The 13812-nt window shown below is 59.8% G+C and carries 10 protein-coding genes; 6 read left to right on the top strand and 4 right to left on the bottom strand.

The genetic code is table 11. The features are described from left to right. Positions 1-462 (bottom strand): LEA type 2 family protein, encoded by a 462-nt coding sequence (locus HBO41_RS11720; RefSeq protein WP_017138141.1) that lies wholly within the window; start codon positions 460-462, stop codon positions 1-3. A gap of 13 nt (positions 463-475) precedes the next feature. After that, positions 476-1903 (bottom strand): nucleobase:cation symporter-2 family protein, encoded by a 1428-nt coding sequence (locus tag HBO41_RS11715; RefSeq protein WP_017138142.1) that lies wholly within the window; start codon positions 1901-1903, stop codon positions 476-478. Between the two features lie 234 nt (positions 1904-2137). On the opposite strand from HBO41_RS11715, the gene HBO41_RS11710 reads away from it, so the two are divergent. Continuing rightward, positions 2138-3763, top strand: coding sequence for a methyl-accepting chemotaxis protein (locus HBO41_RS11710; RefSeq protein ID WP_169986344.1), 1626 nt, complete (start codon positions 2138-2140; stop codon positions 3761-3763). A 35-nt stretch (positions 3764-3798) separates the two neighbouring features. Here HBO41_RS11710 and HBO41_RS11705 read toward each other — a convergent pair whose 3' ends face one another. After that, the gene (locus tag HBO41_RS11705; protein ID WP_099549311.1) at positions 3799-4914 is read right to left on the bottom strand and encodes a Gfo/Idh/MocA family protein; all 1116 of its coding nucleotides are present in this window, start codon (positions 4912-4914) and stop codon (positions 3799-3801) included. Between the two features lie 300 nt (positions 4915-5214). Between HBO41_RS11705 and HBO41_RS11700 the strand changes: the two genes are divergently transcribed. Then, on the top strand, positions 5215-6252 hold the full coding sequence (locus HBO41_RS11700) for a YCF48-related protein (RefSeq protein WP_169986454.1): 1038 nt from the start codon (positions 5215-5217) through the stop codon (positions 6250-6252). Positions 6253-6267: 15 nt separating this feature from the next. After that, positions 6268-8643, top strand: a complete 2376-nt coding sequence (locus tag HBO41_RS11695; protein ID WP_169986342.1) for an RND family transporter — start codon at positions 6268-6270, stop codon at positions 8641-8643. A 102-nt stretch (positions 8644-8745) separates the two neighbouring features. Here HBO41_RS11695 and HBO41_RS11690 read toward each other — a convergent pair whose 3' ends face one another. Beyond that, positions 8746-11712, bottom strand: a complete 2967-nt coding sequence (locus tag HBO41_RS11690; RefSeq protein ID WP_169986340.1) for a dermonecrotic toxin domain-containing protein — start codon at positions 11710-11712, stop codon at positions 8746-8748. A gap of 186 nt (positions 11713-11898) precedes the next feature. Between HBO41_RS11690 and HBO41_RS11685 the strand changes: the two genes are divergently transcribed. From HBO41_RS11685 to HBO41_RS11675, 3 genes are all read left to right on the top strand, one after another. Further along, positions 11899-12195, top strand: a complete 297-nt coding sequence (locus HBO41_RS11685) for a DUF5629 family protein (RefSeq protein WP_017138148.1) — start codon at positions 11899-11901, stop codon at positions 12193-12195. Next, positions 12182-13357, top strand: a complete 1176-nt coding sequence (locus HBO41_RS11680) for a lactonase family protein (protein WP_169986338.1) — start codon at positions 12182-12184, stop codon at positions 13355-13357. The genes HBO41_RS11685 and HBO41_RS11680 overlap by 14 nt, the downstream gene beginning before the upstream one ends. 156 nt (positions 13358-13513) lie before the next feature. Next, positions 13514-13693 carry a hypothetical protein gene (locus HBO41_RS11675; RefSeq protein ID WP_017138150.1) on the top strand — a complete coding sequence of 60 codons (180 nt, stop codon included), beginning with the start codon at positions 13514-13516 and terminating at the stop codon, positions 13691-13693. The last annotated feature ends 119 nt before the right edge of the window (positions 13694-13812 follow it).

Here is a 13812-nt window from a genome sequence, read left to right as displayed (position 1 = left end):
TTACCAGGTCGCAGTGTTGGGCAGGTCCAGGGTGCCGCGTTCCACAAAGCGCATGGTACCGAACAGGCCACCTGCGAGTTTGCCGCGCAGTGTGTAAGGCAGGTTGTTCAGGCTTTGGGTCTGGCTGAGACCCAAGGTCTGACGCAGCACAGAAAACGCCGAAACGCTCACCGGCACCATCAGCACTGTCTCGGAAAAGCGTGGGATGCTTCCGGCCTGATCGCTCACGCCGGACGCCAATGGGCGCCCATTCACGTCCAGGTCCAGGGCCACACCACTGTAGTCGATCGCCGTTTCATTGGGGTTCTGCACCCGCAGCTTCACGGCGAAACGCACTTCCAGGTCCTGGCTTTGCAGCGGCTCGATACCCACCACACTGATATTGACCGGGTCGCGATTGGGGAACAGCGCACAGGCGCTCAAGGTCAGCAGCAGTAACGATAGAACCATGAGCTTGCGCATAACAAAGGTGCTCCTATTTCGTGACGTCCGGATCCTGCATGACCTTGAGGGTAGAGGACTCCGGATCAAATTCATCCTCTTCCAGCTCTAAGAACTCCTCCGGCAAGAAAATGTTCAGCAGGATTGCACAGAACGCGCCCACGGTGATCGGCGATTCAAAGATGTTGTGCAACGCCTTGGGCAGGTCGCGCAGCACTTGCGGCACAGCAGCCACACCCAGGCCCATCCCCAGGGAGATCGCCACGATCAGCACATTGCGTCGGTGCAGCCCGGCTTCGGCGAGGATCTTGATCCCGGCCACGGCCACGGTGCCGAACATGATCAGCGTGGCACCACCCAGTACCGGTTTGGGCATCAGTTGCAGCACCGCGCCGATCATCGGGAACAGCCCCAATAGCACCAGCAGGCCGGCGATAAAGTACGCGACATAGCGGCTGGCCACGCCGGTAAGCTGGATCACGCCGTTGTTCTGGGCGAAGGTCACCATTGGCAGGCTGTTGAACGTGGCTGCCATCGCCGAGTTGAGGCCGTCGGCCAACAGGCCGGACTTGATGCGCTTGATGTACAGCGGGCCTTTGACCGGCTGCTGGGAAATCATCGAGTTGGCGGTCAGGTCTCCGGCAGCCTCCAGCGGCGAAATCAAAAAGATCACCGCCACCGGGATAAACGCCACCCAATCGAACGAGAACCCGTACTTGAACGGCACCGGCACGCTGATCAACGGCACCTGGGGCAGGGCGGCCAAATCCACACGCCCCATCATCCAGGCAACGACAAAACCCAGGGTCAAGCCGATCACGATCGAGCCCAGGCGCAGGAACGGGTTGCTGAAGCGGTTGAGGACCACGATGGTCAACAGCACCAGAGCTGCCAGCCCCATGTTGCCCGCTGCACCCAGGTCGCTTGCCCCAAAGCCGCCAGCCATGTCGGTGACGGCTACCTTGATCAGCGACAAACCCATCAAGGTAATGATGGTGCCGGTGACCACTGGAGTAATCAGCTTGCGCAGCTTGCCGATGAACTGGCTGAGCACCACCTCGATAAACGCGGCAAAAAAACAGATGCCAAAAATCGTCGAGAGAATCTCGTCGGTGCCACCGCCGCGCGCCTTGACCATGAACCCGGCGCTGAGGATCACGCTGATAAACGAAAAACTGGTGCCTTGCAGGCACAACAGGCCGGAACCCACCGGGCCGAATGTGCGCGCCTGCACAAAGGTGCCAAGCCCGGACACGAACAGCGCCATGCTCACCAGGTAGGGCACCTCGCTTTCCAGGCCGAGTACGCCGCCGACGATCAGCGTGGGCGTAATGATGCCGACGAAGCTGGCCAGCACATGTTGCAGCGCGGCAAAAATCGCCGCGGTGAAGTGCGGGCGGTCTTCCAGGCCGTAGATCAGGTCGGATTTATAGCGGGGGCGGGGAGCTTGAGCGTCAGACAAAGTGCAGGCTCGGGTCAGAAAATGGAGGCGCAGGATGCCAGAAAGTGTCGGCTGTCAGAAGTGTGAAAAAATATTTCGAAATGTACCGATTAATTTCTCAAGCCTGCCGATAGCCTGAATAGGCCCACACACCAATTAAAACAGTGGCGCCTGACGGTCCGAGACGCGCGTTGCCGCTAACGGATTGTGTCGCGGCAGGGATGCGCGCCAACACTACTTCTTGAGAGCACCGCTATGTCCCTTCGTAATCTGAATATTGCACCTCGCGCTTTTCTCGGTTTTGCGTTCATTGCATTGCTCGTTGTGATTCTTGGCGTGTTTGCGGTCAACCGCATGGGTACGATCCGCCAGGCCTCAGTGGATATGGGGACCAACCAGTTACCCAGCGTGAAGTTCCTCGGCAACATGACCGAGAACGTACTGCGCTTGCGCATTCTCTCGTTCCGCATCTTGATCAACCGCGAGCCGGCCGCGCTCGAAGAAGCCAAAACCCGCGTGGCCGTGCTGGTCGACAAGGTCAAGCAGGCCCAGAGCGCCTATGCCGTGATGCCGGCGGGTGCTGATGAGGCTGCTTTATACAAGTCTTTCGCCGCCACGCTCGACAGCTATCTGGCCGCCCAGGCTGAAATGATGTCGTTGTCCCAGCAGAATAAAGTCGAGGACATGCGCACCCTCATCAATACGCGCATCAAGGACGGCACCGACCTGATGGGCGAGCAACTGAACAAACTGATCGCCATCAACAGTGCCGATGCCGACACGGCCGGCCGGGAAGCTGAAGGCAGCTACCAGCAGGCGGTGACGGGCATCGTCATTGTGGCCGTCGCGGCGGCGCTCATGACGGTACTGCTCGCCTGGCTGCTGACCCGCAGCATCGTCACGCCGCTGCGCAAAGCGTTGGAAGTGGCCGAAACCATTGCCGGTGGCAACCTCACCAAAGTTATCGAAGATGCCGGCAAGGACGAGCCTGCGCGCCTGCTGGGCGCCTTGTCGGCGATGCAAACCAACCTGCGCCAAACCATCCAGCACATCGCCGGCTCGGCCACGCAACTGGCGTCTGCCGCCGAAGAGCTCAGTGCGGTCACCGAAGAAGCCTCCAAAGGCCTGCAACAGCAAAACAACGAAATCGACCAGGCCGCCACGGCCGTCAACGAGATGACCGCCGCCGTCGAAGAAGTGGCGCGCAATGCGGTGTCCACCTCCGAAGCTTCCAGCCAGTCCAACCAGGCGGCGCGGGAAGGGCGTGACCGCGTGGTGGAAACCGTCGGTGCAATCCAGACCATGACCCAGGACGTGCAAAACACTGCGTTGATGATTGAAGGCCTGGCAACCCAGGGCCGTGATATCGGCAAGGTGCTCGACGTGATCCGCGCGATTGCCGAACAGACCAACCTGCTGGCGCTGAACGCAGCGATTGAAGCCGCGCGCGCCGGTGAAGCCGGGCGTGGGTTTGCGGTGGTGGCCGACGAAGTCCGCGCCTTGGCGCACCGCACGGCGCAATCGACTCAGGAAATTGAAAAGATGGTCGCCGGCATCCAGAGCGGTACCGGTGAAGCCGTGCAATCAATGCAACAGAGCAACCAACGCACCCAGACCACCCTGGAGCTGGCCCGCGCGGCCGGTGTGGCCCTGGAGCAGATCACCCAGTCGATCAGCTTGATCAACGAGCGCAACCTGGTCATCGCCAGCGCCTCGGAAGAGCAGGCCCAAGTGTCCCGTGAAGTGGATCGCAACCTCGTCAACATCCGCGACTTGGCGACTCAATCGGCGGCGGGTGCCAACCAGACCAGCGCGGCCAGCCATGAACTGTCGCGCCTGGCGGTGGATCTGAATGGGATGGTCGCGCGGTTCGTTATCTGAATTGAGCACACGGGGGAGCACGCCGCTCCCCTTGATCAGACCTCACCTACGTCGACCCAGCGCTCCTCACGGGCGGCCAGGCGAATCGCCGTTGCCAGCCGCTCGACCGCCCAGGCGGCTTCAAAGTCAGTGCCCGCTGCACCTTGCCCCGCCAGCGCCATGACCAGCTCCTGCACTTCCAGGGTCTTCAGCTCGTTGTAACCCAGCTGATGCCCGGCAGCCGGGCTGAATGCGGCATAGCCGGGCAGGGCGGGGCCGGCGAGCACACGCTGGAAACCGTCCTGGCCGGCGCGGCATACGCGCAGTTCATTCAAGCGTTCCTGATCGAACGCCAACGTGCCTTGAGTGCCGCTGATTTCAAAACTCAGGTGGTTCTTGTAGCCCTGCTTGAGCCAACTGCTGCTCACGGTGCCACGGGCGCCATTGGCGAAACGCAGCAGCGCATGCACTTGGTCATCCACTGCAATGGGTTTGAGCGCGTTGCTGCCTTTGACGGCAGGGCGTTGGGCATGCACGGTGTGTGTGTCGGCACACACGCTCACCACGTCGCCTACCAGATAACGCGCCATCGATAGCAGGTGGCTGCCCAGATCCGCCAGCGCGCCACCGGCATGTTCCACTTCACAGCGCCATGACCACGGCGAGGCCGGATCGGCCATGAAGTCTTCGCTGAACTCGCCCTGGAAGCTGATGATCTCGCCCAGTTCGCCGTCGACAATCATCTGCCTGGCCAGGCCAATCATCGGGTTGTGCTGGTAGTTGTAACCGACCCGGGTGACCACGCCGGCAGCGCTTGCGGCACGGCGCATGGCGTCGGCCTGTTCCAGGCTAACCGCCAGGGGTTTTTCGCAATACACCGCCTTGCCCGCCGCAATGGCCGCCATGGCCATGGGGTAGTGCAAGTGATTGGGCGTGGTGATGGCCACCACATCGACATTAGGGTCGTTGACCAGCGCCTGCCAGTCACCGTGGGCCTGGGCAAAGCCCCAGGCCGTGGCGCAACGTTGGGCGCGTTCGGTGTCGGCATCGGCCAGCGCCGCCAGCTTGAGGTGTACCGGCAGTTCGAACACCGCGCGGGCATTGTTGAACGCCAGCGCATGGGCGCGCCCCATAAAGCCTGTGCCGATCAAGCCGATTCCGAGTTCACGCATCGCCGTGGTCCTTTGGATTATTGTTGTCAGGAAGGCTATTAATGGAATAAAAATTCCCATAATTCAATAGATGGAATAAAAATTCATTAATCAGCCTGGGTAATGCAGGCATATTCAGGCCAACGCCAAAACCCGTCAGTTAACAAAAGATAACGTAGCGCCGATTGTCAGACGATTCCAAAGCCCGATAGGATGGCCCCTGCTTCCTCCAGGCGCTCTAGATTGCAGGTTTCAGAGCCCGGGAAGGCGAGACCACCTAACAATAATAAATGGGGAGAAAGGTCTATGAGTGAGCCTGTCATGGGTTGGGCTGTTTGCCGCCCGCGCGCCGCACGCAGGGTTGCGATGCTGGCCACAGCGCTCTCGCTGCTTGGGGCGTTGTCGACACCCGCGCTGGCAACCGGCGACACCAGCAGCGCACAGCCGGTATTTGCAATTGAGTCTCCCAAGGCCGCCAAAGGCCTGATGATCGATGTCGTGCATGCCGGCAAGCGCCTGGTGGCGGTCGGCGATCGCGGGCACATCCTTTATTCCGATGACCAGGGCAACACCTGGACCCAAGCCAAAGTGCCGACCCGGCAACTGCTCACGGCGGTGTATTTCGTTGACGACAAACACGGTTGGGCGGTGGGCCATGACGCGCAGATCCTGGCCAGCACCGACGGTGGCGCCACCTGGGTTCAGCAATACCAGGACCTCAAGCGCGAAGCGCCATTGCTCGACGTGTGGTTCAAGGATGCCGAGCATGGCCTGGCCGTGGGCGCCTACGGTGCGCTGATCGAAACCACCGACGGCGGCAAAACCTGGGACGACGTGAGTGATCGCCTCGACAACGAAGACCAGTTCCACCTCAATGCCATCGCCGCTATCAAGGGTGCCGGGCTGTTTATCGTCGGCGAGCAGGGCAGCATGTTCCGCTCCAGCGACGACGGCCAGACCTGGGAAAAACTCGAAGGCCCCTATGAGGGCTCGCTGTTCGGAGTGATCGGCACCGCCCAGCCGCAGACCCTGTTGGCGTATGGCCTGCGCGGCAATCTCTACCGCTCCACCGATTTTGGCAGCACGTGGGAGCCAGTGGCGTTGAATGCGGCGCGTGGTGCCCTGGAGTTTGGCTTGTCGGGGGCGACGTTGCTCGATGACGGCGCCATCGTGGTGGTCGGCAACGGCGGCAGCGTGGTGATCAGCCACGACGACGGCCAGACCTTCAGCGTATTCAACCGCCCGGACCGCATTTCGCTCTCCTCGGTCACGGCGGCGGGCAATGGCAACTTGATTCTGGCGGGGCAGGGCGGCGTTCGTGTTGCCAAGGCAACCGGCGCTGAACTCGAAAAACAATAAGAAGGCGGGGAAAGAATGAGCAGTCATCACAACGATAAAGCGACCTTTCTTGAGCGCCTGATCTTCAACAACCGCCCGGCAGTGATCGTTATCTGCCTGCTGGTGAGTATTTTCCTGTTCTGGCAGGCGACCTTGATCCGCCCGTCCACCAGCTTTGAAAAGATGATCCCCCTCAAGCACCCCTTCATCGAAAAGATGATGGAGCACCGTAACGACCTGGCGAACCTGGGCAACACCGTGCGCATCTCGGTGGAGGCCAAGGATGGCGACATCTTCTCGAAGGAGTACATGGAGACGCTGAGGCAGATCAACGACGAGGTGTTCTACATCTCCGGCGTTGACCGCTCGGGCCTCAAGTCGCTGTGGAGCCCCAGCGTGCGCTGGACCGAAGTCACCGAAGAGGGTTTTGCCGGCGGTGAAGTAATCCCGCAAAGCTACAACGGCTCGCCGCAAAGCCTCGACCAACTGCGCAACAACGTGCTCAAGTCCGGCCAGGTCGGGCGTCTGGTGGCCAACGATTTCAAGTCGAGTATCGTCGATATTCCTTTGCTGGAGTCCTACCCGGACCCGCAGGACCAAGGCAAGTTGCTGGCCCTGGACTACCGCAAGTTCTCCCATGAACTCGAAGACAAGATCCGCGACAAGTTCGAAGCCCAGAACCCCAACGTCAAGATCCATATCGTCGGTTTCGCCAAGAAGGTCGGTGACCTGATCGACGGCCTGGTAATGGTGGTGATGTTCTTCGGCATCGCGTTTGTGATCACCTTGATCCTGTTGCTGTGGTTCACCAACTGCCTGCGCAGTACTGTCGCGGTGTTGAGTACCACGCTGGTGGCGGTTATCTGGCAATTGGGGCTGATGCACTTTTTCGGCTTCGGCCTGGATCCCTATTCGATGCTGGTGCCGTTCCTGATCTTTGCCATCGGTATTTCCCATGGCGTGCAGAAGATCAACGGCATCGCCCTGCAATCCAGCGAGGCAGATAACGCCCTGACCGCGGCACGGCGCACGTTCCGGCAACTGTTCCTGCCCGGCATGATTGCGATCCTCGCCGACGCCGTGGGCTTTATCACGCTGCTGATCATCGACATCGGCGTGATCCGTGAACTGGCCATCGGCGCGTCCATCGGCGTGGCGGTGATCGTATTCACCAACCTGATCCTGCTGCCGGTGGCGATCTCCTATGTCGGCATCAGCAAGCGCGCGATCGCCAAGAGCAAGAAGGACGCGCACCGCGAACACCCGTTCTGGCGCCTGCTGTCCAAATTCGCCAGCGCGAAAGTCGCGCCAGTCTCGATCCTGCTCGCGCTGGTCGCCTTCGGCGGCGGCCTCTGGTACAGCCAGAACCTCAAGATCGGCGACCTCGACCAGGGCGCGCCGGAACTGCGCCCGGAGTCGCGCTACAACAAAGACAACAACTTCATCATCAGTAACTACTCCACCAGCTCCGATGTGCTGGTGGTGATGGTCAAGACCAAGGCCGAAGACTGCTCGCGTTATGAAGCCATGGCGCCCATCGACCAGTTGATGTGGAAGATGCAGAACACCGAGGGCGTCCAGTCGGCGATCTCGCTGGTGACCGTGTCCAAGCAGATGATCAAGGGCATGAACGAGGGCAACCTCAAATGGGAAACCCTGTCGCGTAACCCCGACGTACTGAACAACTCCATTGCCCGCGCCGACGGCCTGTACAACAACAATTGCTCACTGGCGCCGGTGCTGGTGTTCCTCAACGACCACAAGGCCGAAACCCTCGACCGCGCCGTGCATGCGGTGCAGGACTTCGCCAGGGAAAACAACAAGGACGGCCTGGAATTTATCCTCGCCGCCGGTAACGCCGGGATCGAAGCTGCCACTAACGAGGTGATCAAGGAGTCGGAGCTGACCATCCTGATTCTGGTGTACCTGTGCGTGGCCACCATGTGCATGATCACCTTCCGCTCCTGGGCGGCGACCCTGTGCATCGTGTTGCCGCTGGTGCTGACCTCAGTGCTGGGCAATGCCCTGATGGCGTTCATGGGCATCGGGGTCAAGGTCGCAACCTTGCCGGTGGTGGCGCTGGGCGTGGGGATTGGCGTGGACTACGGCATTTACATCTACAGCCGCCTGGAAAGCTTCCTGCGCGCCGGCCTGCCGTTGCAAGAGGCCTACTACCAGACGCTCAAGTCCACCGGTAAAGCCGTGCTGTTCACCGGCCTGTGCCTGGCCATCGGTGTGTGCACCTGGATCTTCTCGGCTATCAAGTTCCAGGCCGACATGGGCCTGATGCTGACCTTCATGCTGCTCTGGAACATGTTCGGTGCGCTGTGGCTGTTGCCGGCACTGGCGCGGTTCCTGATCAAACCCGAGAAGCTGGCGGGGCAGAAGGGCAATTCATTGTTTGCGCACTGAGCGTGCTTGACCACAGGCAATTTGGAAACAAACGCCCGACCTGACCCGTCGGGCGTTTTACTGTGTGCCTACCGATGGCGAAGCCGTGCCTTGTTTTGCACGCTACAGGCCTGCCACGGCTGGCGGGATTTGGGCCCTGCGGGTGCGTTCGGTGGCCAGGCGCTTGAGCACGCTACCGCCTTTTACGCGTAGGCTCATATCGAACGACCAATTGCCTTGCTCGTCGACTTTTAAGCGAGGTCCGCGGGTGCCTGAACTCGCGCGAACGATCGCCACACGCTCGTCGTCGAGCATGATGACCTTGAAAAGAATCCCATAGACGTTCAAGTGCCAGGCGTTGTCGATCCGGTAGAGCCCTCGGTACGGGCCGTCAGACGAAGCTTCAGGCAGCGCTTCAAAACAGGCAAAGCCGAAAAAGCTGGTGACGTTCGCCCAATGCCCGTACGGCATTCTGTTTTGGAAAAAGGTGTATCCAAATTCCAGTGCTGAATCGAGCTTTTTGTTGGCTCCGTAGTAGTAGCCAATGACGTTTTCCGTCAGTACCACGTTGCTGGAGAGCTGCCGTCCCTCTTGGGATTGACGCGGCGCGGGCGGGCGTAACGCCTGGTCTTTGAGCGTGGCGTCCACAGGCTCGGTGGTCGAGGCAACCGGCATGCTTTCAGCGAGCAGGATAGCCAGGTTGAGTGTCATGTCGGCTATGGCCACTTCGCGTGTGATGGGGTCATTGCTATTGAGTGCAGGCAGATCAGGCGTCAATTGATTCACCAGTGTGCCTAGCCAGGCGGTCAGCAAAACCGGTGCTCGCTGTTGCGGCTGCAGTAACGCATCAAACGGGCCGCCGCCCATTTCCAGCAATGCTGCCCAGCGTTTTGTTTTATTCAGCGGCGCGCCATCACCTCCCACATTGGTCAGCGCCTCTACGATGTAGAAGTAGAGGAAGGACTGGGCGCTGGAGAAGTTCATGCTTGTCAGCGATTTGTCGACCTCGCGTTGATCGGCCAGTTGTGCCGTGGGTAGGGGTGAATCGGGTACAGACTCGGCATTCAGGCCAACATCCAGGGGATGGGGTGCCAGGAGGCCACCGTTGTCATAGACAGCCCGGGCTTCATCGGACATCCAGGCCAGCACACTGTCGTGCAGTTCTCCTGGCTGCGAGATAGCATTCAACAGCGCGTCGCGTGTGGCGAACTCACATAAGGCGTGTGCATAAAAGGGGCGGTAAAGCAGATGGGGGCCTTTGCTCTTGTCCTGCGCTTCGATGATGAACATAGCGCTGACGACGTCAGGTTCCGCTTGCGCTGCGCGCAACAGTGCCAACGGTTGAATGATCACCGATGGGGTGTCGACGAAGCCTTTGCTGCCAATGGAGGCTTCGTTGGCGTTGTGCTGCAGCAGCGTGGCAACGTATCCGGCGGCCAGTGCGCTGACACTGCTCGGTTGTTTCAGATGCAACTCCAGCGCCTGCAACGGTAGTTGATAACATAGCTGGGCGACGAGCTGGCGCTTGCGCGCGAAAGACTCTGGCGTGTGATTCAATAACTGTGTTTCGAGGTAGTCGGAATAAGCCTTGCCGATGTCGAGTCTCTCAATTAGCCCGCCGTTGCGGGTGATGAAGTCCGCCGTCAACCATCCAGGCAGGGGCAGGCCGTCACGGTGCGCCAGGGTAAAGGTGCCAGCAGGGCGGCCTTTCAGGCAGGTGATCACCAGGTCTGTCAGGCTCATCGACTCAGTGGAAATGCCCTGTGCGGTGTCTTCAGCGTCAGCAGCAGGGGTCACCGTGACAAGCACTTTGTCGGGCGCATAGGTCTCGGGTAGCGCAGCCTCTTCGTCGCTCGCGGGCAGGCTTTGCTGCTCGGCGTCGAGCGCCTTTGACAAGGCTGCGGTGGTGAAGGCGTTGATGTCCGTAATGCCGCTGAGAAAGGTATGGCCCCTGCTGAGCCGCTTACTGTTCGCCAACCCCAAACTGTAGCGGGAGTAGTTTTTTTTGGGGATGTGCGAGGCGTTTTGGAGCCAGTCTGGCAGTTGCGGGCTCAGCACGTTCTGAAACTGTGCCTGGACTTGGGTCGTGTTGGCAAAGCAGGGCGTCGGGTCACTGAGCTCATGGTAAAGCGCTTGCAGCTTAGCCTTCCCGAAGGAGCAAGGCAGTTTCACGGCTTCAATGTTGAGTAATTGTTGATTCAGGATCAGTTCGGCTTGATGCCCGAACGCATCGCCATAAACCTCGTAACGTTTGCAGCTCAGCGAATCGACGCTGTATTGAGCGGTGAGGGCGCTGCCCCAATGCTGGTTAAAGGCATCCATTGAGCTAAATGTTTCGATTTTTCCACCCGGATGGCATAACAGAACGACCGTATGCGTATTGACGGTACGCTCCAGCAACAGCTCGGGGGCGAATAAAACCGAGTTGCCGCTGGCGCTGTTCAGGTAGGTTTCCAGTTCGTAGACAAGGGTGTTGCTGTCGTTATTTTGCTGACGCGGATAACTGTCAGGGAAGTCAATGACCTGTTGTACCGTCTCGCGCTCAATATCGCTCAAGCCTGGCTGGGTCAGCACTGAAATCTGCAGCGCTTGCACCAAGCTCTCACTGAGTAAACTCCAACGGCTGGGTAGCTCGCCGGCCGGGTTCCAATAGGCCGTCAAGGCATCTTGCAGGCCGATCGGCAGCGACCAGGCCAGTTCGCCAATCAGTGCCTCGACCTGCATCATGTCCAGCGCGTCACCGGCGGGGGTGGTGATGGGCGTGGGTGCCTGCTCAGTGAGGAAAAAGGCGTGCGAGCCTACCGCGCTAAAGTCCAAGGCGGCCCCATCGGCCAGATAGTCCAGCGCTTTTGTCGTGAGTCGCTCGAAGGTATAGCGCCCATCGGCCTGGGGCGTCGCCAGTTGGGTGCGGGAAAGGTCCAGCGCCATCCCCGGGTATTTTTGCGTAAGGGTTGTCGCCAACATTTGCTCAACGACGGCTTCAAGCCTGGGGCGGTCTGCGAACTGCGCGCTGACGGTAGCGCCCATGCTTGGGCATTGCGCGAGCATCACATCGCTGGCAGGCGGCTCGTTGATGGACGGTGGTAGCATTTTTTGAGGTCTCCACGATTGGTTAATCGAACATCACAGGTGTCATGGCGAGTTAACGTCGATCTCGTGGTAAAGGAGCGGTATCTGGGTACTGCATGATGCGCGTTGGTGTGTTTGAGGCAGGGTTTTAGGCTGATGCAGTAATTTGCCCTATCATGAGCGCTTTCCCCTTGATGATTGATGTCTATGACTGCCGACACCGCTACCTTGCTGCATGCTTTTGAAGACTGCCAGATGGTTGAAATCGATGGGCTGCACACCTTTGATTTCAGCCTGGATGACCAGAAACTGTTGATCATTTGCATGGACGGTCGCGCCGAAAAGCGCTGGAGCTTCAGCCTGGAGCAAGTCAAAGCAGCAGTGTTTGATCCCACCTTGCAAAGCTGGACCCTTACCGGTGACTCGGGCGAGCATCGCCTGGTCTGCATGAGCGGCGTCACCGGCAACAATAACGACGAGGACGAAGCGGATGATGATGCGTAAATTCTGGCCCCTGTTGATGGCGGGCAGTGTCGGTGCGATGTCGGTGCAAGCCGCGCCGGCCGACACCTATGAACTGTTGGTCGGCAGCTACACCGCCGGCACCAGCGAAGGTATTTACCGCCTGCAATTTGACAGCCGCACCGGCCAATTCAGCGGCAAACCCGTGCTGGCGGCCAAAGCGGCCAACCCCTCGTGGCTGACGATTTCCAAAGACCGCAAGCACCTGTTTGTGGTCAACGAGAACGGCCCAGGGCAAAAAGATCCGGTCGGCCGCGTCAGCAGCTACAGCATCGACCCGCAGAATCATCAGCTCAGCCTGATCAACCAGGTGCAGAGCCTGGGCAACGAACCGACCCATTCCAGCCTGGCCGCTGATGGCCGTTACCTGTTCGTCGCCAACTATTCGGTGCTGGAAGACCCGGGCGGCAGCCTGGCCGTGCTGCCGGTTGACGCCAACGGCAAGCTGTCGGCGCCGGTGCAGTTGAGCGGGCACCCGGCCAGCCGCGTGAACCCGGAGCGTCAGGCCTCCAACCACGTCCACTCGGTAGTGTCGTCACCGGACGGCAAGTATGTGTTTGTACAGGACCTGGGCGCCGACAAGGTGTTTGCCTACCACTACGATCCCAAGGCCAACCACGAACTGCCCTTGACCCCGGCCGATCCCGCCTTTGTGCAACTGCCACCGGGCAGCGGCCCGCGCCACCTGTTGTTCAGCGCCGATGGCAAGCATGCCTGGCTGACCACTGAAATGAGCGCTCAGGTGGCTGTGTTCGATTACAACGACGGCAAGCTCAGCCAGACCCAATTGGTCGATTTTTCCGCCGGGCAGCCGGTTTCCGACAAGGCCGGTGCCGCCGTACACGCCTCAAGCGACGGCAAATTCCTGTACGTGAGCAACCGTGGCACGGCCAACCAGGTGCTGGTGTTCAGCATCGACCCGGCCACCGCGCACCTCAAGGAACTGCAGCGCCGTTCGGTAGAAGGTGACCACCCGCGCGAGTTCAGCCTGGACCCGAGCGGCAAGTTTTTGCTGATCGCCAACCAGAAAAGCAATGAAATCGTGGTGGTCGAACGCGACCCCAAGACCGGCCTGCTGGGTAAAACCGTGCAGAAACAGTCGATCGATGCGCCCAGCGACCTCAAGTTCCTGGTGCGTCAATAAGCCACAGGCCCCGCAGTGCGGGGCCTGACCCTTTGTATTAATTCTATTAATAGCGGCTACTGTTTCAAAGCATTTCTAAGGTTTAACCCTCGGGCGTAAGTTTGGTTCCAAGGCCTTCCCTGGCCACCTAACCAAACGAACACAAGGGTTACCGCCATGAACTTGAACCTCTTCTCCATCATCGCTGCTTCCGCTGTTTCCGCCACCGTGGCATTGCCTGCTGCCGCCAGCGTGGAAGTCACCGGCAAAAAATCCACCACCACGGCCTACACCCAGAAATACCTGCAACAAAGCGCCAACTTCTATGCCGCACTGGATCACAAAGCCCAGCACTGAGCTTGAGCCAAGCGACGGTCAAATGTGGGAGCTGGCTTGCCTGCGATGAAATCGATGCGGTGGATCAGTTACACCGAGTCGTCGGCATCGCAGGCAAGCCAGCTCCCACATTTGATTGT

This window comes from Pseudomonas sp. WS 5146 (assembly GCF_012985495.1).
Lineage (GTDB): Bacteria > Pseudomonadota > Gammaproteobacteria > Pseudomonadales > Pseudomonadaceae > Aquipseudomonas > Aquipseudomonas edaphica.
This window is presented reverse-complemented; position numbering and strand designations above follow the sequence as displayed.